Annotated in this window: 16 protein-coding genes and 2 pseudogenes; 9 read left to right on the top strand and 9 right to left on the bottom strand. The window is 49.7% G+C overall.

From position 1 onward, the window contains the following. Positions 1 to 8: 8 nt before the first annotated feature. The 5 genes from ACO0LF_RS14410 to ACO0LF_RS14390 form a co-directional block, all read right to left on the bottom strand. The gene (locus tag ACO0LF_RS14410; protein WP_423015026.1) at positions 9 to 2129 is read right to left on the bottom strand and encodes a hypothetical protein; all 2121 of its coding nucleotides are present in this window, start codon (positions 2127 to 2129) and stop codon (positions 9 to 11) included. Positions 2130 to 2163: 34 nt separating this feature from the next. Next, positions 2164 to 3753, bottom strand: a complete 1590-nt coding sequence (locus tag ACO0LF_RS14405; protein ID WP_423015025.1) for a hypothetical protein — start codon at positions 3751 to 3753, stop codon at positions 2164 to 2166. A 28-nt stretch (positions 3754 to 3781) separates the two neighbouring features. Further along, positions 3782 to 3949, bottom strand: a complete 168-nt coding sequence (locus ACO0LF_RS14400) for a hypothetical protein (RefSeq protein ID WP_423015023.1) — start codon at positions 3947 to 3949, stop codon at positions 3782 to 3784. 584 nt (positions 3950 to 4533) lie between these two features. Continuing rightward, entirely contained in the window at positions 4534 to 6705 is a 2172-nt protein-coding gene (locus tag ACO0LF_RS14395; protein WP_423015021.1) for a TonB-dependent receptor plug domain-containing protein, read from the bottom strand. 156 nt (positions 6706 to 6861) lie between these two features. Then, positions 6862 to 7536, bottom strand: coding sequence for an HAD family hydrolase (locus ACO0LF_RS14390; protein ID WP_423015019.1), 675 nt, complete (start codon positions 7534 to 7536; stop codon positions 6862 to 6864). Positions 7537 to 8022: 486 nt separating this feature from the next. Here ACO0LF_RS14390 and ACO0LF_RS14385 point away from each other — a divergent pair, with 486 nt between their 5' ends. The 3 genes from ACO0LF_RS14385 to ACO0LF_RS14375 all read left to right on the top strand — a co-directional run bounded on the left by ACO0LF_RS14385 (position 8023) and on the right by ACO0LF_RS14375 (position 11188). Beyond that, complete coding sequence (locus ACO0LF_RS14385) at positions 8023 to 9786, top strand: DUF4214 domain-containing protein (RefSeq protein WP_423015017.1); 1764 nt, start codon at positions 8023 to 8025, stop codon at positions 9784 to 9786. 215 nt (positions 9787 to 10001) lie between these two features. Continuing rightward, positions 10002 to 10232: a helix-turn-helix domain-containing protein gene (locus tag ACO0LF_RS14380; RefSeq protein WP_423015015.1), complete on the top strand. Its 231-nt coding sequence runs from the start codon at positions 10002 to 10004 to the stop codon at positions 10230 to 10232. Between the two features lie 599 nt (positions 10233 to 10831). Continuing rightward, positions 10832 to 11188: a DUF4238 domain-containing protein gene (locus ACO0LF_RS14375; RefSeq protein ID WP_423015321.1), complete on the top strand. Its 357-nt coding sequence runs from the start codon at positions 10832 to 10834 to the stop codon at positions 11186 to 11188. 26 nt (positions 11189 to 11214) lie between these two features. On the opposite strand, the gene ACO0LF_RS14370 is transcribed toward ACO0LF_RS14375, so the two are convergent. The 3 genes from ACO0LF_RS14370 to ACO0LF_RS14360 are packed head-to-tail and all read right to left on the bottom strand — an operon-like array spanning position 11215 to position 12680. Beyond that, positions 11215 to 11949: a hypothetical protein gene (locus ACO0LF_RS14370; protein ID WP_423015013.1), complete on the bottom strand. Its 735-nt coding sequence runs from the start codon at positions 11947 to 11949 to the stop codon at positions 11215 to 11217. Further along, on the bottom strand, positions 11942 to 12406 hold the full coding sequence (locus tag ACO0LF_RS14365) for a hypothetical protein (RefSeq protein WP_423015011.1): 465 nt from the start codon (positions 12404 to 12406) through the stop codon (positions 11942 to 11944). Before ACO0LF_RS14365 ends, ACO0LF_RS14370 begins: the two co-directional genes overlap by 8 nt. A gap of 7 nt (positions 12407 to 12413) precedes the next feature. Continuing rightward, positions 12414 to 12680 carry a hypothetical protein gene (locus ACO0LF_RS14360; RefSeq protein ID WP_423015009.1) on the bottom strand — a complete coding sequence of 89 codons (267 nt, stop codon included), beginning with the start codon at positions 12678 to 12680 and terminating at the stop codon, positions 12414 to 12416. Between the two features lie 413 nt (positions 12681 to 13093). Here ACO0LF_RS14360 and recA point away from each other — a divergent pair, with 413 nt between their 5' ends. The 3 genes from recA to ACO0LF_RS14345 all read left to right on the top strand — a co-directional run bounded on the left by recA (position 13094) and on the right by ACO0LF_RS14345 (position 18172). Next, entirely contained in the window at positions 13094 to 14137 is a 1044-nt protein-coding gene (recA, locus tag ACO0LF_RS14355) for a recombinase RecA (protein WP_422952273.1), read from the top strand. A 101-nt stretch (positions 14138 to 14238) separates the two neighbouring features. Next, on the top strand, positions 14239 to 14697 hold the full coding sequence (gene recX, locus ACO0LF_RS14350) for a recombination regulator RecX (protein ID WP_423015007.1): 459 nt from the start codon (positions 14239 to 14241) through the stop codon (positions 14695 to 14697). Between the two features lie 748 nt (positions 14698 to 15445). Next, on the top strand, positions 15446 to 18172 hold the full coding sequence (locus ACO0LF_RS14345) for a choice-of-anchor tandem repeat GloVer-containing protein (RefSeq protein ID WP_423015005.1): 2727 nt from the start codon (positions 15446 to 15448) through the stop codon (positions 18170 to 18172). Positions 18173 to 18364: 192 nt separating this feature from the next. Here the strand turns inward: ACO0LF_RS14345 and ACO0LF_RS14340 are convergent. Next, positions 18365 to 18922, bottom strand: a pseudogene (locus ACO0LF_RS14340) (IS66 family transposase); the annotation flags it as partial. Positions 18923 to 19110: 188 nt separating this feature from the next. Here ACO0LF_RS14340 and ACO0LF_RS14335 point away from each other — a divergent pair. The 3 genes and pseudogenes from ACO0LF_RS14335 to sucC all read left to right on the top strand — a co-directional run. Continuing rightward, a pseudogene (locus tag ACO0LF_RS14335) lies at positions 19111 to 19406 on the top strand (transposase); the annotation flags it as partial. 253 nt (positions 19407 to 19659) lie between these two features. Beyond that, positions 19660 to 20244 (top strand): DUF2889 domain-containing protein, encoded by a 585-nt coding sequence (locus tag ACO0LF_RS14330; protein ID WP_423015319.1) that lies wholly within the window; start codon positions 19660 to 19662, stop codon positions 20242 to 20244. Between the two features lie 31 nt (positions 20245 to 20275). Further along, the gene (gene sucC / locus ACO0LF_RS14325) at positions 20276 to 21460 is read left to right on the top strand and encodes an ADP-forming succinate--CoA ligase subunit beta (RefSeq protein WP_423015317.1); all 1185 of its coding nucleotides are present in this window, start codon (positions 20276 to 20278) and stop codon (positions 21458 to 21460) included. Positions 21461 to 21462: the final 2 nt, after the last annotated feature.

Here is a 21462-nt window from a genome sequence, read left to right as displayed (position 1 = left end):
AGCATGCCTTATTTCGGCGTATGGTTGTCAAACCAGTCCAGGATAATTTGCGTGCGCTGTATCGATAAATCCCGAATGACCGGCATATGCAGAGCATCATCCATAGGTTTTGCTAGCACCGCCCTGATAGGTTCGGCATATTGAACCACCGTAGCATAGTCGTTGAGCTTGAAACGGCCCATGATAGGGTACAGCTTGGCATACTGCGGCAGAATGAATTTGATGCAATTATCCCAGGTCGGACAAGCGGGGAAGGTCTGCTGGCTAAACAGCAGGATACTGATCAAATCATCGGGATGCTGGGTGTAGCTTTGTGCGATGGTTTTATCAGCGAAGTTGTAGCGCACAAAGTAAATTTGCCCATCAACGTTTTGACTGGCGCGCGGAAAACCAGGGTCAGTGCCCAGGATTTTCAATTCGACGATGCCTTGCGCATTGGTCAGCAAAGGTGCCGTGTTGAAGGACAAGGCATTTTGCGGTATTGCGATGTTTTTCAACCCTGAGGTGCCGCCAGTACCCATGGTATTGCTGGTGTACTTTACCGAGTCTTCCGGCGACATCAGCGTTGCCTGGAGGCTGATATTGGCCGCAGCTTGACCAAACTTAGTGGCGTATAAGCGAACCAGCGCCGTTGCACCGTTAGGTCCCGATGTCACACCAGGGTTCATCCTGAAGACAAACTGATCAGCCCGCAAATTATAGCCATTGATATTTTCTGCCAGCCAGATAATTGGCGCAGGCGCTTTTTTGCCCATCAGACCCAGGGGCATCGTCAGGATCTTCTGTTCTGCCTGTTGCACGGTCAAGCCAGGTGGCAATAAGGCAGGATCGACTTTCACCGTCAGTATGCCGCCACTCACTGTCATCAACTGCGCCATCTGGGCTGGATCATTTGGCAAAGCGGCGATGGTAACAGCGTTGCTCAAGTTAATGCCTGTCCCTAGACTTTGATCAAAATAGACCAAAAACAGTTCGCCCAGCGCTTGCAATGCAACCCCGAACCTTTGCGCTGGATCGTTATAACCGGGTTTGTCAGTAGCCAGCGAATTGCCCAGATTAACGGTGATCAATACCTCGTTGCCATTATTGCCGCTGGCATGCGTCTGCGTGCAGAACGGCGCAAAATTACACTGGGCTGAGCTATTTGGGACATTAATCGGCGCCATCATGCGTGATGGCGTGTAGAACACAGGAGTCGCCGTAGCCATTGGTCCTATCGTGCCAGTCAGCAAGCCAGTGGGAAACAAGGTATTGATATTGGGCGGTGGTACTGGCGATGGTGGAGGTGCCAGTGTAGTCGCCAGGATAGTGTTGCGATAGGTATCAGCGTCAGCTTGCCCTAACAAAATAGTGAGGCGATTATTCACATAGGATTCAGTCGGAATCCAGCCGCGGTTGGCGGGTGCGCCCTTACTATCGAGGTTCATGAAATACTGGGTCATGGGCAGTAATTTGGCAGTGATACTGGCGGGTACGCCCTTTTTCTGCAATGCCTGCAGGGTGTCCGTATTGAACAGATAAATCACAGGCGCATTATTATGCGCATTCACCACAAAATTGACGCTCAATTGTTTCGGCGATTGTTGCTGGAGCAGGCTGAGGAATTTAGACTGTGGCGTTGTCGTCGTTGTCCAGCTCAAGTTGGTCAGGCTTGATTGATATACCCCGCAACCACTGCCCGAGCTTCGTGGGCCGTTGATTGCCTGCGCCCACACCGCGTTATACGAGCCAGCGACATAATCACCACGGACAAAATCGCTGATCGATGCCGGGTTGGCGCTAATGCCTGCCACTTGCAGGCTCAGCCCCCATATCTCGCTGGTATTTTGCTGATCTGGGTCGAGGTCAACCAGTTTCGGTGCGGCCATCGCATAGACGGCATTAACTGGCTGCCCGATCACCGGATCAACAGCGGGATCAGTGGTTTCATCACCGGGACCATAGACTACCTTGGTGACCAGACAGCCTTGAAAATCAAAAATACCGGTGCCATTCGGATTCCAGTAAAGCTGCAACTTTGCCACCTCATCATTCGCATCGGTGTAATTGTCCGGCGTATTGTTCACCGTGCTTGGATCAGCCAGAAAGCCACCGCTAAAGTGCAATCTTGGATATGTCAAATAGCTCATGCCAATTCCTCTCATTATTTTTTGAACACGGTTTTTACTTTTTAGGACCACCGTTGGCAGCGCATATGGGGTCGCTTGGCAGCACATTTGCGCTGCAACCCTTGGTTTTCAAATTCAGTAAATTGAAGATGTGAGAAAGCCCCGCTGGCGGCAATTGAACTTTTACTGCCTCATTCAGTGATTGGCCTTTGTTCTTGCCATCCAGATTATGGCAACTAAAGCAATTGTAGGGATTTTGAATATTGGAGACGCCATTTTGCACATAGGTTTCCATGCTATTGTTTGCGCCCGATAAGGACCCGACCTGGGCCTGCACCAGAGGCGGTAATGTCCCCTTGGCAGTCCATACATTGCCGACCAGTGAATAATTGGCCCACAATTTATTGGCGTCGCCCGCAGGCAATGCGGCCAGCATTTTTTGCATGGATAAATCCAATGCCTGCAAATTGGCGGTGCTGGGCTGTATGACGAATTTTTGGGTATCCGGTTCACAAATATAACCAGGCGGCGGGGTGGAGCCACAATTCAAATTATTGGGCATGATGCCAAGAGTGGGGTCGCCCCAGGGGTGCATGGTGCAAACCTGGGTGGCTTTGCCTTCGGCATAATGATTGGTGGTGCAACTGCTGCCAGTACAGCTGGAATTATAAAAAGTCCAGTTGCCGCCCAAAGGAGGTTTAGCTTCAGTCGTGGAACAATACGGAGCATTGTTGCGGTGTTCAAAAGTAGCCCAGATAAACTCCGGCTGGCTCGGCGTCTTGCTCACGATGTGCATGCCTACCAGCCCCAGATCCACATTCTCCATGCAGGTTTTGCCGGGTGCCTGCACCGAGCCTTTCGTGCTATAAAAGGTCTTGCCTGCCAGTTCGTCGGGCGTCAAAATCTTCCAGGCAGTTTTTAATTCCATCGAATTGGTGGGAAACGCCAAAGTCGGGTACAAGCTTGGAATGTCCACCACCTTGTAACCAGCCGGATCGACCAGATCGGGTGCAAGGCTTAAACTACACTGCGCCTGATACAAGCCGCAGCCGGTGATGAAGTCATAGGCCGGTTTATTCACCGATACGCCGTAAAATACCCGATTCAGCGATTTGTCGATCAATGGTTGTCCAACGCCTGCCTGCAAGGTCAGATTGGAAAAAACATAGTTTTGTTTTAAGCTCTGTTTTAAGGTCGATGGCCCTTTGCAATAAGTCGGTTTGGGTACTTTTCCCCATGCGGTCGGGGTCTTGCCCGGATCAACAAAAATGCCGTAACTAGGCATGAAGGTTTCAAATTGCAGCACCTTGCTGCCCGTTGCTACCGGTTGCACCAAGTACAGCATGGTCTGCCACATATACTGCTGAAAACTGCAATTATCATTGATGTTCTGCACGTCGCCCGGCAAGGACGGGTTGCTGACCCAAGTAGAACTGGCGTTGCAGTTGACAGGACCTGCAGCCGGGTTCTGTTGCGCCATAGTCATAGTGGGAAATGCAGTGATGGCGCCTAAGGCAGCAATTGTAATGACAGCCGCCGAGCTGATTGAGCTTATTAAGCTTTTTAAGCTTATTAAGTACGGGCGCTGCGGGATGATTTTTTTCATAAACATTCCTTTCTTTGTGATAAAGAAACTGATGGTCACTTCTGACAGAAGGCCACCCTTTGCCTACCTATTTTGCCAACGGCCAGTCATGCCGGAATGGCAGATCGTTCAATTGCGCGCTATAGCGGAAAACAGTGGTGCTGTCGCTGACAGTGATGCGGGTATCTGTATCAACAACGGCTGGGGAAATGCCGTGTGTGCATGGGACTAGGTGAGATAAGCTGGTATTGGACATGGCTACTCAAGTTCAATCGTGCGTCAGTGTGTCAAACAGGGAACGACTACGTTTAATGTCAATTTTCTTGAAGCAATTGCCGGAACCAGGGATGGCAGGTTCCTCTGATACTGAGGTGCTAATTCCATCAATGCAATATTGGGCTGGACGCCAGGACAAAGCTCAGAGTGCCTGCAAACTATGATGTAAAATATACCATTATTTATATTTAATCAATTGATAATTTAAAAACAAATTTTAAGCTGTGGTTTGCGTGTGCTCCTTATCTTGATCAGCAGGTACAGGAGTGATTGGCGTGGCATTGCTAGACGCATCTCATTCTATTGATGAAATGAGTTTTAGCTATGATGTGACGCGGGCATATTCGTGACCAGATACCATTACGGGAAATCGCCAGACGACTGTACATCTCTCGCAACACTGTCTGGCAGCCTCCGCTAGAAAGAAGAAAGTGGAAGGTGGATAGAACTGACGGAGTCAGTTCAACTGGCAAACGAATACCAAGGCCCCATATGCCATGGACAAGCATAGACGTCGACAGGTGCGTTGCTACTCGGTAAATGATTGCATTGTCCTTATGCGCCCTACAGCTTATGCTCGTAAGCAATGCGCCAGCCCGGACGCACTGGGCTGGTCGTCATGCTGTCGTAGTTGCCGTCCGGACCATCGAAGCGCAATTTACTCACATTGTCAGGGCGCAGCAGGTCGCGCGCTGTGATCCGCAACTGGATCTTAGGCGTGAACTTGTATAGCAGGTAGGCTTCAAGATCGCGTCGCGAGGAATTGAAGCGCGAATCGGTCAACGAGGTACGAGACCATGAACCTTCTACATACGAGAAGCTCCCGCCGCCATTCCATGGGCCAAGTTTGATGTCAGCACCAAAGTTGGCCGAGAGGCGCGGCTGGTTATCGAGGCGACTGCCAGGGCCTGGCACACCATCGACAGTCGACCAGTTGCGGCTGATACTGGCACGCACGTCAAGGTCAGGCGCATCCTTCATCACTGCCTTGAGCGGGAATTTCGCTTCCAGTTCCAGACCCCTGACGTGGGCCTTGCCCTGGTTATAAGGTGCTGACACATAGCGATCGCCGACAAGACGTACTTCATTGCGTATCAAACCTTCGATCTCGCGCGATGACACCGCAACTGACAGCAATGCGCCTTCGGACCAGTAGTGCTCGATGGCAGCATCAATGCCCAGTGCCAGTTCAGGCTTGAGCTCAGGATTACCGCTGGAGTCAGGTGAAACAGCGGTGTTGAACGCATTATAGAAATGGCGTGGCACCAGTTGCCACAATCCCGGTGCCTTGTAGGTCCTGGTCAGCGCGAAACGCAGCTGGTCACCTTTGTGGCCAGGGATCTTGTACAGGGCCTGCATCAGTGGGCTCAGCACCGACAGATGTGAGCCCGAATCAATGCCAATGGACGTTGCATGAGTGCGCACGCCTTCCCAGCGTGCGCCGAGGTACAACGACAAGTCCTTGGTAATGTCCCATTCGTCCTGCGCAAACGCAGCGAGGCGGGTGATAGTTGCGCCGTAGTTATTGTTGAAGTCTAGCTGCACATCAGTGTCATCCTGCACTTCGTTTTCATGATATTTGGCGTAGCCGAAGTCCCAGCCAAACGCGATCGCGTGGCCGCTCAACCAGGGGGCTGTGTATTTGCCAGTAGTGCTTATGCCACGGTCCTTACCACGCGTGGTGTAGTCGCGGTCAAGCACGAGGGCATTGGCCGTGTTGCGACCCCGGCGGCCGACGAAGCGCTCATTGTCCGAACTGGAGATGCCCAGTTTGGCATCAAGCGTGCCACCGTCGATGAACTTGGCCACCCAGTTCATATCGCTGCGCAGGTTGCGGAACATGCCGTCGAAGCTAGCCACCAGCAAAGGATAAGGATAGGCCGCTTCCGTCAAAGTCGCGGTGCGGTCGTCGTTGTTGCCTTTGAAGTAGCCTTGGCTGGCAAAGGTTTGCCAGGTAAAGCTGTCTTCTCCTTTGAGCTGCCAGTTCAGGCGACTATTGAGATTGATACCCTCAGCTTGACTGGTGTTGACTGAAGTCGTGTTGCGCTTTTCGGTCAGCGCACCATTGGCAGCATGGGCCTCAACGGCGCTGTACGACGGATTGATATTCCGGTTGAAATTCAAGTTGGCGCCAAGCGTATAGGACAGCTTGTCCGAACGGTCCGATGTAGACAGGTTGGTACTGGCGTTGCGTTGGCCATCGGCGCCGCCAGCGAGCACCTTCACTTCGCTAGTTCCCTTGGTAACTGCCCTTTTGAGCACGATGTTGATGGTACCAGCGATCGCCTGGGTACTGAATTCGGCAGTGGCAGCGCGCACGATTTCGACTCGCTCCACCATGTCTGGTGCCAGCGTATCAAGCGAAAAGCCAGCCGACGGTCGCTCGCCATTGACCAGAACCTGGGTGTAGCCATTGCCAAGGCCGCGCATGCGCACACTGGTGCCTTGCACGGTCACGCCGGGCAGGCGCTTCATCGCGTCGAGCACGTTCTGGTCGCCGTATTTGACCAGCTCTTCATTGGTGACGACGATCCTGGTGGCGGTTTCGTTGCGGCGTATCGCATCGACAGCACCGCGGATTTCAACGGACGGTGTCGCCAGCGCTGCATCTTTTGGCGCGACTGCCGCTGCAGATTCTTTGGCCACCAGCGTGGTATCAACCTGTGCGGCGGCTTCCTTTTGTGCGTGAATGATGCCGATGGTGAGCAAGGAAACGAGGAGAAGACGACGTGGCATTAGAAATTTATCTGATGATAAAGTGAATACGATACGCGTTTTGTCTTCTCCCAGGAAAATTATCTGGCGCTACGCCAGTATTGTCAAGAATGGTGTTTTTATGCCAGAAGCGCGGGAAGCAGCTTTGCGGAATCCAAATGAGCATTTGTAATGTGTTTAATTCTTCACCAATTCTGCCAGCGAATTAATTGTAGAATTTGCCGAAGGAGTGTTGTTCCGGTTTAAATGCACGCTGCGCATACCAATGCTTTGGGGGCCGATATAATCAGCCAGCAGCGTGTCTCCAACAAACAAGATCTTGGATGGCGCAATATTTAACGCATCACTAACCGAAGAATAGATGATGGGTTCAGGTTTAATTGCCCGCACCTCAAAACTCCAGATGTATGCATCAAGTGTTACCGGAAGCAGTGCCATTACGGGGGCTGCATATGGTCCGGCAAGGTTAGAACATACCGCAATTTTTAAGCCTGCTTTTCGCAATTCCAGAAGTGTCGAAGTGGTATCCGGATACAGGCTCAAGCTGTCTATCTCCAGTTGCAAGTCTTCTTCAAGCGGTGCCAGTTCTTGAGCAGTAAGTTCAAAGCCGAAAAATTTTGCTGTTTCAGAAAGGTCCGCTGACATTGACATCAGCTTCGCTGCATCATCCGCTTGCGGCGGCCTGCCTTTTTTTGCCAAGAGTTGAAGAAGTTTTTTGAATGGGCCGCGCTTATTTCGAATTTCCACGATTGTTCCGTAGACGTCGAAAACTACTGCTTGAGCATCAGCCAAAAGATCATTTAACTTTTCCATATGATGAGGGGGGTAACGAATGCGATATTTGTGAACCATACTGTCCAGAGCAACTCATGCGCTCCATTTTGCTCACGCCACTATTCACGACAGACCAAAATTTCCCGGGCCGGGTTTGATTGTCGTGCTGCGATCATATCAGTAATGACGTCGCCCATCTCATTTTTGGCCTACACATGTAGACTTTTTTGATTTCTCGTGTCCAGGGAGAACACACCTCGTTTGATTTTCTTTCTACTGCAGTTGCGCGCTCCCGGTCTGATGCATTGACGCCTCCTCGGGATAGTGCATTGCAGGACTTGCTCGTCTGGAATGAATGCGGCCTTGCTCTGGTAGTTGAGGCAGTCTGTGCGTCAGCGTGCGTCGTGGTATCTGAGCAATTGTGGATCGTAACTGCGATGGCTGACAAGGGCTGGGTGCTGCAGTCATTGAGGCCTGCAAGCCTTTTCCGGGTAAAGTTGGCGTGTTACCATGCGAGCCTTTGGTGACATTGATGATCGCCGTTTATTCTAACAAGGGTTCTCCATGGCAAACGCCGCTGATATCCAAAACCTCTACATCGCTTACTTTAACCGCCCTGCCGATGTTGCTGGCCTGGCTTACTGGACATCCGGCGCACAGGTGAACTTTACGGCGGTACAAATTGCGCAGTCGTTTTCGCAGCAAACTGAATACGCCAACGCCTTTGCCAATTTCACGATGGCGCAAACCGTCAATGCCCTGTACCGTAACCTGTTCAACCACGATGCTGATCCGTCTGGCTTAAGCTACTGGGTCGGGCAGATCACCAACGGCACCTTCACCATTGGCCAGGCTGCTATTGCCATCTTGGCGGGTGCAACTGGCACAGACGCTGCCACGGTTGCCGCCAAGTTCACCGCCGCCAGCGCATTCACCGCCAAGATGGCAGCCAGCCCGGCGGCTCAGGTGACCTATAGCGCAACTAACGGCAATGCCTACGGTGTTGTCAAGACATGGCTGGGGGGCGTGGTGGATGCCGCTACCGGCACAAGCGCAGCAAGTAAGCTTGACGCGCTATTTACTACCATAGCCAATAATCCTGCCGTAGTCGTGCCAGGGGTGAACAGTGTAGTCAACCCTGGCGTCCCAAATCTGGGTATGACAGGCAATGATATCTTCAATGCGACGGATACCACTTTGCTGACAGCAGGCACTTCCATCTCGGGCAATGGCGGAACCGACGTGTTGAATGTCACCTCTGCTTTCACCGATGCGGCGCACCCGGCGGTAGTCACTGGCGTGACTACCCTGAATTTGCAACAGGGGGGGCTGATGCAAAAAGCGGTTGCATTCATGAATCAGTTCACCACCATCAATGACAACAGCACGAACGACTACGATTCCCTTTACCTCGGAAGCGTTGCGCAGACAATCAATCTGAACAATGCTACCGGTTCCCGGACTGTGCACCTGGGCGCGCCGAACCAGGTGATCAACCAGACCAAAACCACAGGTGAGGTCGGTATCATATCGACCAATGCCAATCTCGCAGGCGCAAAGTGGGACATGAGCAACGCGATCGGCGGCGCAGGCATATCCATTACGGATGCTGGCACGGCGACCTTGAGCGCTGTTCAAATGAACCAGATTGGCATCATCTATCTGGCCGGCTCAGAAAACCTGACATTCAATCCGGTCAACGATATGCAAGTAATCACCGGGGCTGGGAGCACGATAAGCCTGACTGCGTTCACGACCAGCAAGGTGATTGTCGTGGGAAGCTTAAATCAACACATGACTCTGGCTGGCAGTGCAAACTATCAAGTCGAACTGGCGGGGGGCGGCGACAACGGCACGGTGACATTGGCAGGCACGGGTAATGTCGTTCTTAAGGGCTCTGGAACAGGCAACCTGACCGTCACTGGCGGTGCTGGACTTGAGACCATCTACCTCGCCTCCACTGGCGGGGTGGATAATATTACAGTCAGTAGCTCAACTATCGGTCACATCGCGACCAACCTGATCACCATCAGCAACTTCAAGCTCAACCGCCCCGATGCCCTGCATTTTGGTCATGCGGCGTCGTCCCTGGTGACAATTAACATCGCCAGTTCCGACTTTGGCAGCCTGGCTAGCAACATCACTAACGGCGCTGGCAACCTTACCAACAATGACTACAAGGCATTCATGGTCAACGTAGCCTCGGGCGCTGCCGCTGGCACTTATGTGCTTGAGCACACTGCGGGCACAACGGTCGGTAGCGGCGACATCATCGTGAAGTTGATCGGCACGACTGGCTCTGTGGCGGTAGGGGATTTGCAGGCGTAAGAAACTGTTGACGATCTGTAGCGAGCGGGCGTTGGCGGGGGTTAGTAGCAGAACCAAAGGCAACGAAAAAAGCATGGCAAAACTGGGTCTTCACTCTAAGCTTATCAGCATGTTGTTGAGTTGCGCTGAAAATTGACCCACTGGAGGTGCGGCGTAAAACTTGGACTGGTTTATGCCGTAAATCTGAGGCTTTCTCGGTATTCGGGGAAACATGAGTGATAGCCGCTGCATTGCCAGGTGTTATTCGACGCTGGCACATTCGTGACCAGATTCCCTTAAGGGAGATCGCCAGACGACTGGGCATCTCTCGCAACACCGTCCGGCGCTACCCGCGCAACGCTATCTGCGTTCTGAATTCACAGAGCCAGCTTATGCAGAACGACAAACAACCAGTGCCATCGACAAATATGCATTGCAGCTTTCAAGCTGGCTTAAAACCGAAGTAGGTAAGAATCGTAAGCAGCGACGAAGCTTAAAGCAGCTTCATCTGGATCTGAAAGAACTGGGATTTAAAGAGGCCTATGAGAGAGGGGCGGCCTTCGCAAAGAAGTGGAAGGCAGATCAAACTGACCGGATCAATTCAGCTAGCAAACGAACATTCAACGATAAATTCTATTCACCAGGCACTTCCTCGTCAGAGCGATTTCAGCGATGGGATATATGTGAGGATTTAGCAAGGCAGTTTAGCGAAAAATCCCTGGAGTCGAAGGTAGGCAAACGAGCCCACATGTAAGAGCTCGAAATCCTTCAGCAATACTATGAGCGGCTACTAAAAACAGGTTGGGTGTCAGACGCTGAAGGTGTTTAGGTGATACATCGGGTTGCGAATATGCTGTCCTGGCCAAAGCTGGCACTTTAAAATAGATGACCAAGTGATATTTCTTGTTAGCCTATACAAACTCAACTTGTGAAGGTGATTCGTTCTTATTGACTTACCTCAAAGGTTTTGCTAAAAGCCGCAGCAGAAACGCGCAACTGTTTGTCGTCGACGGGATCGAACGAAAAGTATTTTAAACCATAGCGCGCAATTTGTTGAACAAGATCGATACACAATTGGAGTGCCTACGACAAGTTATGTCCAATCAGAACTAAACTGGTAGACACTGTTTTGCCGCTTCTTGGCGGGCGAAATTGGCAGCTTCTGAGGGAGCCTGCAGATGCTGGTGGTTTTGTTACCTCGGATCATCTAGTCGTTTTGCAATGGAGCGAACAAAAAGACAGAGGCTCATTCTATTCGCCAAGTTTTGGGCTCAAGGGAACCGAAGTGGTATTTCCAATATCGAACGAGCTGGCCATGGTGAGGGTATTTGGTGGTCACGACGGTGTTGTCGATATAACGCCAGACGTCGTAGCCCAAATTATGCGAAATTCATGTTTCTATATGAAAAGTAAAACAAAATAAGATTTAAAAAAATTTAATAATTCAAATTAAAAATTTGGTTTTTTAAATCCATGTCGATTGCGTCTCGGCTTATTTTCTTTTGGAATTCGTTTTTCAATAGAATCTAATTCTTTGAAAATCGCTGTTACATTTTCTGAAAATTGCGGTTTAGGAAATGAATTATGCACAGTATAAAAATGCGGTTGTATATCTCCGGCGGTGATAACACCAGTAGGAGAATTCAAAAAATTATTTTCCACCATCTCATGACGTATTTTCTCTAAAAGAGTTTTATATTTATCACGTGAGCCTGAATCATAAATAGTCGAGCGTTTCAAATTCGCTTCAGGAGGCCGACCAATCCGGACTCCTTTAACAACCAATGGGTTATTTGGTATGTCATAGCTGCTAATGATTTCCAGATCTTTTAATTTTTTGCCTAGATTTACGGCTAGTGCAGAGGGGACTTCAACTTTTTTTGATTCAAGGAATGTTAAATTCTCTCCTGGCAAAAAATCATATATTGCTTTGCATTTTTCGGGGCCAAGGATTTTTACTGCTTTTTTAAGAAATACCTGAAAGCAAATTTCAATTTTTTCCAGAACTTCCGTTTTTTCCAATATCTCTTCATTCATAAGAGATATAAGTGATATTTTATTATCAGACATGCGATCTTCTAGATTAATTAACTCAACGACTGTTGCATCATCAGTCTCTGTAAATGAGTTTTGAGGCAAACGACTTTTTATCTCCGTAATTCTAGGATTTATGGTTTCAGACATTTTTGTCACCGTCGATTGATTTTTGATAATTACTTACTAATGTATTCCATTTAGCGAGAACTTTTTCATCTTTTGAACCGCCATACTCTCCGTACATCATTTTAGAGAGTAAATACCCTTTTGCCTGGTGAACAGTTACAGGCATGTTATTTTCATCAAGCGAAAAGCGGAGTAATCTATTTGCCATCTGATGGCAAACACCGTCAATCCCATATTCTATTCCTACGGATTCATCTTTTTTATTTGGTTTCGCAATTTTTAGGGCAAAATCAACTCCACCTTTACCTATTACCAAATTCCTAGCATGTGTACGCTCTTTGCCCCAGCAATACCAATAGTGGCCGAGAGTTTCATTTGGTGAGCCAGTTCCTGGATCATAAGTTGTTACCCATGTATGTTCAGAACCAAAATTTATTAGTGCTTGAACAGTGTTAGCCCATGCATACATTTGACTCATATTGCTCCTATAGCTTGAATTTTTTTGCCTCTTGACGAATTAATTGTTTGATTGCTTCTTGTTCTGAGAGAGCAAGCAGTTTTTCCTTAACTGCACCCAGAAGCTTTGCATCATCTTCGTCGAATATCAAATCAACTCGTCTGCCCTTTTGCAGTCTTTTTTTCCGACTTTCGGCCGCTGCTTCTGACTTGGTTTTTGGCACGGCTGACGGTGGCCTTCCTGGTCTTCGCGGTTGTGTTACTTCGATTGAATTTTGTTTTTCTTTTAGCGACATTTTGTGATCAGGTTAATTTATTATCGATTATGTCAGTAAATGAAATGTGCGACAACCCAATTTCTGAATGGATAGCCCTGGATTCAGTCTTCATGTACCCAGCTTGAGTGATTTATCGCCATGGTTGCCGTTGACCTTATTTATTCCAATGTGAAACATTGCCATTAGCACTGTCTTGGACATATGCGCTACACAGAGCAAGAAAGTTCAGAGTTAAGTGGATTTCGACAGAAATTTTATCAAACGATCAATAATTGAATGATTGCCAACACTTCGCTGTAAAATCCTCCGTTCAACAATCTATGCAAAAAGTCGCTTGCATAAATCACTGTTTTTTTATACAGTACTGCAAATCGCAGGAAATTAAGCCTGTATTCCTTTTTCCACCCGCCGCTTATTGAATGAAAGAATGTATGGACGATAAGAAACCAGAAAATGCCTCAGAAAAAGCAAAGGCACTTGCAGCAGCGCTGGCACAGATAGAAAAGCAGTTTGGTAAAGGTTCGGTCATGCGCATGGCCGACGGTGAAGTGGTGGAAGAGGTGCAGGTTGTTTCTACTGGCTCGCTGGGACTGGATATCGCGCTGGGCGTTGGCGGCTTGCCACGTGGCCGCGTGGTTGAGATTTATGGCCCTGAGTCCTCTGGTAAAACTACATTGACGCTGCAGGCGATTGCTGAAATGCAAAAGCTGGGCGGTACTTGTGCGTTTATCGATGCTGAACATGCGCTGGATGTAGGTTACGCTCAAAAACTGGGTGTGAATCTGTCTGATTTGCTGATTTCCCAGCCTGATACAGGCGAGCAAGCGCTGGAAATTACCGATGCGCTGGTGCGTTCTGGCAGCGTTGACCTGGTGGTCATTGACTCGGTCGCGGCCTTGACGCCACGTGCCGAGATTGAAGGCGACATGGGTGACTCTTTGCCTGGTCTGCAAGCACGTCTGATGTCCCAGGCTTTGCGTAAGCTGACTGGCAGTATCAAACGTACCAATACCCTGGTGATCTTTATTAACCAGATTCGTATGAAGATTGGCGTCATGTTTGGTAGCCCTGAGACGACAACAGGCGGTAATGCACTGAAGTTTTATGCTTCCGTACGTCTGGATATCCGCCGCACTGGTTCTATCAAGTCCGGTGATGAAGTGGTGGGTAATGAAACCAAGGTCAAGGTAGTCAAGAACAAGGTGGCGCCACCATTCAAGGAAGCGCACTTTGACATTATGTATGGCGAAGGTACTTCACGCGAAGGCGAGATTCTGGATCTGGCAGCAGATGCCAAGATCATAGAAAAAGCCGGTGCCTGGTATAGCTATAACGGCGAGCGTATCGGCCAGGGTAAGGACAATGCACGTACTTATCTGAAAGAGCGTCCTGAGTTGTCATTTGAAATTGAAAACAAAGTGCGCTTGCATCTGGGCGTGCCTTTGCTGATGCCATCAGCGGCGACGGCTGAATAAGTTGCAGCACTAAGTTTTAGTACTAAGTTGTAGTACTGCTAGTGCCTTAGTTTGTATCATGCCGGTTGGTAGCTGCCAACCGGCATTTTTGCTTTTAAAGTATGAAAAAACCTACCATTAGCCTGAAAGCCCGAGCCCTGCGGTATTTATCCATGCGTGAACATAGCCGCATGGAACTGGAGCGCAAGCTGGCACGCTATGCGGAAGAGGGTGATGATGTTGGCGCTGTGCTGGATTTTCTGGAAGCCGCCAAGTATTTGTCTGGCGAGCGTTTTTCTGAATCGTTAGTGAACAGGCGACAAGCCAGGTTTGGCAATAACCGTATCCTGGCGGAGCTGCAAAGCCACGGACTGGATGCGCAGGATATAGAAAACGTTAAGGAAGACTTGAAAGAGTCTGAAGTAGAGAGGGCGGTTCAGGTCTTGCACAGGAAATTCCGGCATGCGCCGCAAGATCATCAGGAGAAGATGAAGCAGGCTGCGTTTTTGCAGCAGAGGGGTTTTTCCAGCCGGGCTACGCAGGCGGCTATGCGGGTGTCGCGGGATGAGGATGTGGAGTAAATACAGAGAACCACATACTCCAGCAATGTCGCCCTAGCGCAGGCTCAATGCTGTCTGGAATAATTGCCTTGACTCTTTCTGAACCTCAAGTACAAGCAGTTTCGTAGCGATTTTTCTGAATCGGAGACTCAATTTTGCAAATGAATATTATTTACAAACGGCCATACTTGAAGCTCCTTCCCCCTTCAAGGGGAAGGTTGGGATGGGGATGGGTTTTCGACGCAAATTCGTCCATCGGCAATCGACCGAAACCCATCCCCACCTTAACCCGTCCGCTGCGCTGCTAGTAGGCGGCTTAGATTCTGTCGGTACAAAGCATGCTTTGTGAAACCCCTACAACATCCTTTTGAAAGGAAGGGAATTTACTCGTTATTGTTTGTCAAAAACATTATTCTGGACAGCAGTGAGCGCAGACTGGGGCACAGTGGCGTTGCTTGATTTTGTTTGTTCTTGATTTATTTGTATAGACTTAAAAATCTTGAATAAGGTTGTGGTAGATTTGGTTCTAAAGGTGTTAATACGATGGATTCCTGCCTGGGCAGGAATGACCAAGTGGAGGATATTCTTATTATTAAATCCCTGACTTTGATTGAATCCCAGACATTGGGCTGATAAGCCGTAGCTTGGTGGTAAGCGGTTCCTGAACGGCGTTATATTCAACCGATCATAGCCCGTTCAGAAACCGCTTACTGACATTGCGAGCAAATCGGAGCGTGTCAAAATCTTTTTCAGAATTAATTTGTAAAATATGCTGTTTAAACTAATTGTGTACAGGGTCAGTTGTGTGCGCAACATGACTGCATTGAATTATCTTACTTCGGTGCTTGCTTTTTGCTTGTTCACATACGCTCTTTCGGCGCAAGGTGCTGGCATAACCCCAGAATTTTTGCCAGGACTCGCTTCTAACGGTCGCACTCCTGTTACCCCTATGGTGCAGGCACCCGATGGCAGCCTCTACGGGACCACAAAGGAAGGTGGGCTCAACAATCACGGGACACTTTACCGAGTGGTTCCGGGTACCACGCCCAGCGTCAGTCCTATTTACGGATTCGATAAAGAAACCTATTCGCCCGACTCGCCTATGGTCGTGGCTGGCGACAGCCGCTTGTACGGCATCACCAGCGTTTGGAGGAAGCTTTACCAAGTCAAGTTGGGGCCCACGCCGACCGTGAATCTGTTTCCCTTCTATTTTGAAGGCAGTGATGAAGCCGATACTGTTCTCGTGCAGGCGAGCGATGGTGCACTCTACGGCACAATTCGGGGCAATCCATCCAACGCAGGTGGTATTTATCGAATCACACCTGGCGCCAAACCGATAACATCCCGGGTCTGGACCTTCGAAGGCGATGCTTGCAGCATCGAGCCCAAACGTGCGGACAGTCGCACACTAATCGAGGCCGTGGTTGACGCCATTGTAAATGTCTTTGTCAGCCCCGCCTTCGCATCTAGTCCGATGTTTATTACCTGTCAGACAGAGCACCTCAGACTGGTTGCCGCCAGCGATGGTAATTTGTATGGCGCTACTCGAGGTGGGAAGGGCAGTAAAGCTTTCCTGTACAGGATCATTCCTGGGGAACATGCTCGCGCGGAAAAAATTTTTATGGATAACGGGAAAGACAGTCCGGCTGCCTTGGTTCCGAGTTCCCTCGTGCTGGCGAAAGATGGCCGGCTGTATGGAACCATGGCAGCAGGCGGCAAGCATGGCTTGGGTGCAGTATTCGTTATCAACGCGACACCAAAACCTGTCGCGACCATCTTGCTGTCCATTACGCCCGAGTTTCGAAATGCCCGCCTTGAGGTGGCTGGGAAGGACGGGCGGCTTTATGGCATCAGCCGCGGCATCGCAAAGGGCTGTGGCGGCGCGTTCGTGCTGACTCCCGGAACTACTCCCAATATTAAAAGCTTATTGCCTTTTACAACAGAAGGAGTTGATTACGACTGCACCTACGTCGAACCGGAAGCAACACTAGTTGCAGGGGCCGATGGTGTGATCTACGGCACACTGCTTCCTGGACGTGTCGATAACAACGACGCTCCGGGCGGCATCTTTCGAATCACCACGGGAGCCACTCCTTCAGCTGCAAGGATTCTTTCTTTTACCCAACAGCTCGGATATCAGACGAGAGCACCTCTGATGGCGGCAAGTGATGGAAATCTTTACGGTACAACCACCAAGGGTGGGGAAAATGGCAAGGGCTCCATTTTCAAGTTGACGCCAGGCTCATCTACATTGACGAGCTTGTTTTCATTTGATGCAGATATCATCATTCAATCAGGTGGCGCACTTACCAAAGGAATAGATGGCGCACTGTATGGCGGAGCTCGTACTTGCTGTGAGACAGATGGTCTTTTGTTCAAAGTGTCTACAGGCATTGATCCTCATGTAAGCACGTTCTACTCATTTCATTCCAACTCCAGCGCAGGAGGGCCAGATGGTGCACTGGCCGCTGGCAATGATGGCTATTTATACGGCGTGGCGCCTGAGGGGGGCGAAAGAACATCACTGGGTATCTTCTACAAGGTCAAGACCGGAGTTGTTTCCGTCGCCAGTAGCCTCTACGAGTTCAAGTCAGAAAGCGAGGGTAGCAAACCAGACAGTACTCTAGTTGCCGCAGGCAATGGTCGATTTTATGGAATTGCTAGCCAAGGTGGTGCCCACGGCATGGGTTCGGTTTTCGAGCTGATACCAGGAAGGTCAACTCCATTCTCGAAGCTATATTCATTTGACAAAAAAACCGGGTATCCCCAATCTAAACTGGTTCTCGGGGCCGATGGCCAACTGTATGGGACAACATACCAGAGTAAAGATGGCTGCGGAATTATCTATCGGATAGCACCGGGTAAAGCAGGCAGCATCGAAATCCTGCATACGTTTGACGATCATTCTTGCTGGCTAGCGGGTCGCAGCGAACTGGTGGCGGCTGGGGACGGTGCATTTTACCTGGCGACCACGGGCAATAGCTCCGACGACGACGGGAAGATTCTCAAGATAACGACAGGAGATCGAGCCACTGTCACCAGCATCGGCTCTTTCAGCGATGGCAATCGTTTTACTCAGACGAAACTATTTGCTGGAAGGGAGGAAGATATTTATGGGCTGGCTTATCACAGCGGGGATTATGGTGGCATTCTGTTCCGGATTAGTTCTAGCGCTAAGCCTGGTATCGCTACACTGTTTTCTTTTGATGCGAAGCTCTCGCCTGACTCCATGGTGTTGGGCAAAGACGGCAATTTCTATGGCACATCAAAGAACGGTGGGGAACACAGTATGGGCGCGCTGCTTCGCTACAAACCCGGAAACTCTTCGTTCGACCTGCTTTACTCATTTAACCAAACTGCCGGCGATGGCGTACATCCCAACACGCCGTTGATGTTGCACAGCGACGGATATTTTTACGGAATGACTACGCAGTCGAGCATGCGCTCCAACGGCCGTGCCAGCCTGGGTCGGGTATTTCGTTTTCGGCCAAAATAAAAGATCAATGGATAGAGCATTGATGACTTTTTGCATCCAAAGGCTCCATCCAATCGAAATGAAAATCTTCCATACGAGGCTGACCAAGAAATTGTTATTGACGACGAAGGGCATACCGATAGTCCAAGCCCCTAGAGAGTTCGTTACTAGAGTTTTTATAAAGGTAATCGGTTACCACACGACGTCATAGTATCAGCGCGTCGACGGATGTAGATCGGATCGCAACGGATTGTCCGCGAAGAGTTGTTTCCACACCCTCGGCGTAAGTTCATGAACCTTTGATGCAGGATGCTGGCTAACGCGCTGTAATACGTCGACCAAGTAATCATACGGATTAATATCATGTAGACGGCAGGTCACCAGCAAGCTTTGCACGATCCCGACATGCTTGGCCCCGAGTTCGGTCCAACTGAACAGCCAATTCTTACGTCCCATTGGAATCACCCGCAAAGCGCGCTCAAGATGGTTTGTATCAATCGATACATCAGGATCATTCAGATACACTTCCAGTCCCTCACGTCGTTCTCTGATGTAAGCGAGTACACCAAGGAACGGGCTGCTTGGTAAAAATCCCTGTGCTTCGAATTGTTGATCGATCCACGCAAATAATCTTGTCACTACTGGCGTGGCCTTTTCTTGGCGCAGTGTGAGTTTGGCAGGCCCAATAAGATTGTGCTCACGAATGTGTGTTTCGACGGCATAAAGCTCGCCAATCCAATTGAGTGCCTGCTCGGCATGGCGTGGTTCGATACAGATCAAAGCACCGATGTTTCTCGATGCTGATGGACTTCTTTCACCGATTGAGGGGAAACCATTCACTCATATTCTCAAGCCAGCAGGAACAAGTGGTTTTGAGTTCTTGCCAATTGTCGAGTGGATGTCACTTGCATTAGGAAAAGCAGTAGGCTTTGAAGCTCCGCAAAATGCGATTGTTGCTATTCGGCAACCAAAAGCCGGAGCGTCGCGCCATTGAACGTAACGAAGATGCTGTACAGGAGTTCAAGAAAAAAACCTGGCCTGCGCTCAAAAAAAAGCCTTGAGAGAGAATCGGCTGGTTGTATTCATCGACGAGTCCGGAATCAGCGAACGGCCTACCCGCGTGCGTACTTGGGCACTCAAAGGGAAAACGCCGATTATTCAGTTTCATTTCAACTGGAAACATTTGTCCGTGATTGCAGGTGTAACCTGGAATGAGCACTGCTTTCAAGTACATGTCGATATTGCAAGGAAAGACATTTGCCTGATAATTGCCCCGTTTTCTTTTGCCAAACCACAAAAAACTTAATTTTCTGCTTAGATTTCTGCATAAGCTTACTCAGAAAACTGCTTAAATTGTAGTCATGTGATGAGTTCGTGGCTGGTCTGTGCTACACTCTGCTGGTTTTTTTGCAGGGCCGCAGGAGCGGCTGTTATCGTAGAAGCTGCGGTAACGACACGCAATTGTGGCTATTTATTCAGTAATTCCGGTTTAGCCGCCAGCAGGCATGATGCCCTTATCTTCGTCAACCAACAGACGCGCCTTAAAGCACACGCGTACTATCCAGATCGAAGCGTTCGCGCGCGATGACGGATTGTGGGATCTTGACGCCCATATCACTGACTATAAGCCCCGCGATATTACGCTCGCATCCGGCGTGCGCTTGAATGGCAGCGCGCTGCATGACCTCAGCCTGCGCATTACCATAGACTTGCAATTGAACATCGTTGATGTGGAAGCGTCGTCAGACGCTGTACCTTATCCGGGTTATTGCGAAGCTATTACTCCAGATTATAAAAAACTCATCGGTTTGAATTTGATGAGACAGTTCCGTCAGGGCGTCAAAGAACGCATGGCTGGTGTGCAGGGTTGCACCCATCTGACGGAAATGGCACAAATTCTGCCGACTGCGGCTGTCCAGGCTTTTGCTGGCGATGTGATCGATACTCGTGATGGGGCGACCGATCGTGGCCAGCAGGCGCAACAACCTTTTCAACTTGATCGCTGTCACGCTCTTCGTATAGACGGGCCTGCAGTTGTTCAATATTACCCGCGTTGGGCAAAAGTATCGCCTGACGCGAAATCACCCAGCTAGTTTGTTTGTTTAATTATTTATACCTCAGTGTCTGAAGGGAAGTCGTATGAAAATTCATGAGTATCAGGGTAAAGAAATCCTCCGCAAATTCGGAGTGACAGTACCACGCGGTATTCCATGCCTGTCTGTTGACGAAGCTGTCAAAGCGGCTGAAACGCTGGGCGGACCAGTCTGGGTTGTTAAAGCACAGATACACGCCGGTGGCCGTGGCAAGGGTGGTGGCGTGAAAGTCGCTAAATCCCTGGAACAAGTGCGTGAATACGCTGACGCGATTCTGGGCATGCAACTGGTCACGCATCAGACCAGTGCTGAAGGTCAAAAGGTTCGTCGCCTGTTGATCGAAGAAGGCGCAGATATCAAAAAAGAACTGTATGTGAGTATGGTCACTGACCGTATCAGCCAGCGCGTGGTCTTGATGGCCTCCAGCGAAGGCGGTATGGATATTGAAGAAGTGGCAGAAAAACATCCAGAACTGATCCACAACTTGGCAATCGACCCGACTGCTGGCTTGCAAGATGCTGAAGCGGATGACATCTCCCGTAAAATCGGCGTGCCTGAAGAATCCATTGCTGATGCGCGCGTACAGTTGCAAGGTTTGTACAAAGCCTTCATGGAAACTGACTGCTCCCTGGCTGAGATCAATCCTTTGATCCTGACTGGCTCCGGCAAAGTGATCGCACTGGATGCAAAATTCAATTTCGATGCGAATGCCTTGTTCCGTCAACCAGAAATCGTGGCTTACCGCGATCTGGATGAAGAAGATCCAGCTGAAATCGAAGCCTCCAAATTTGACCTGGCTTACATCTCCCTCGACGGCAATATCGGCTGCCTGGTGAACGGTGCTGGTCTGGCGATGGCAACCATGGACACGATCAAACTGTTCGGCGGCGAACCAGCCAACTTCCTGGACGTAGGTGGTGGTGCGACGGCAGAAAAAGTCACTGAAGCCTTCAAGATCATGTTGAAAAACCCAGGCCTGAAAGCCATCCTGGTCAACATTTTCGGCGGCATCATGCGTTGTGACGTGATCGCTGAAGGCGTGATCACTGCATCCAAGGCAGTTTCCCTGCAAGTACCACTGGTTGTGCGTATGAAGGGTACTAACGAAGACATCGGCAAGAAGATGCTGGCTGACTCTGGCCTGCCTATCATCGCGGCTGACACGATGGAAGAAGCAGCACAGAAGGTTGTTGCAGCTGCTGCAGCTCAAGCTTAATA

The organism is Undibacterium sp. Di27W (assembly GCF_049340345.1).
GTDB lineage: Bacteria > Pseudomonadota > Gammaproteobacteria > Burkholderiales > Burkholderiaceae_D > Undibacterium.
The sequence above is the reverse complement of the archived record's forward strand: the minus strand, read 5'-3'. Positions and strand labels throughout refer to the sequence as shown.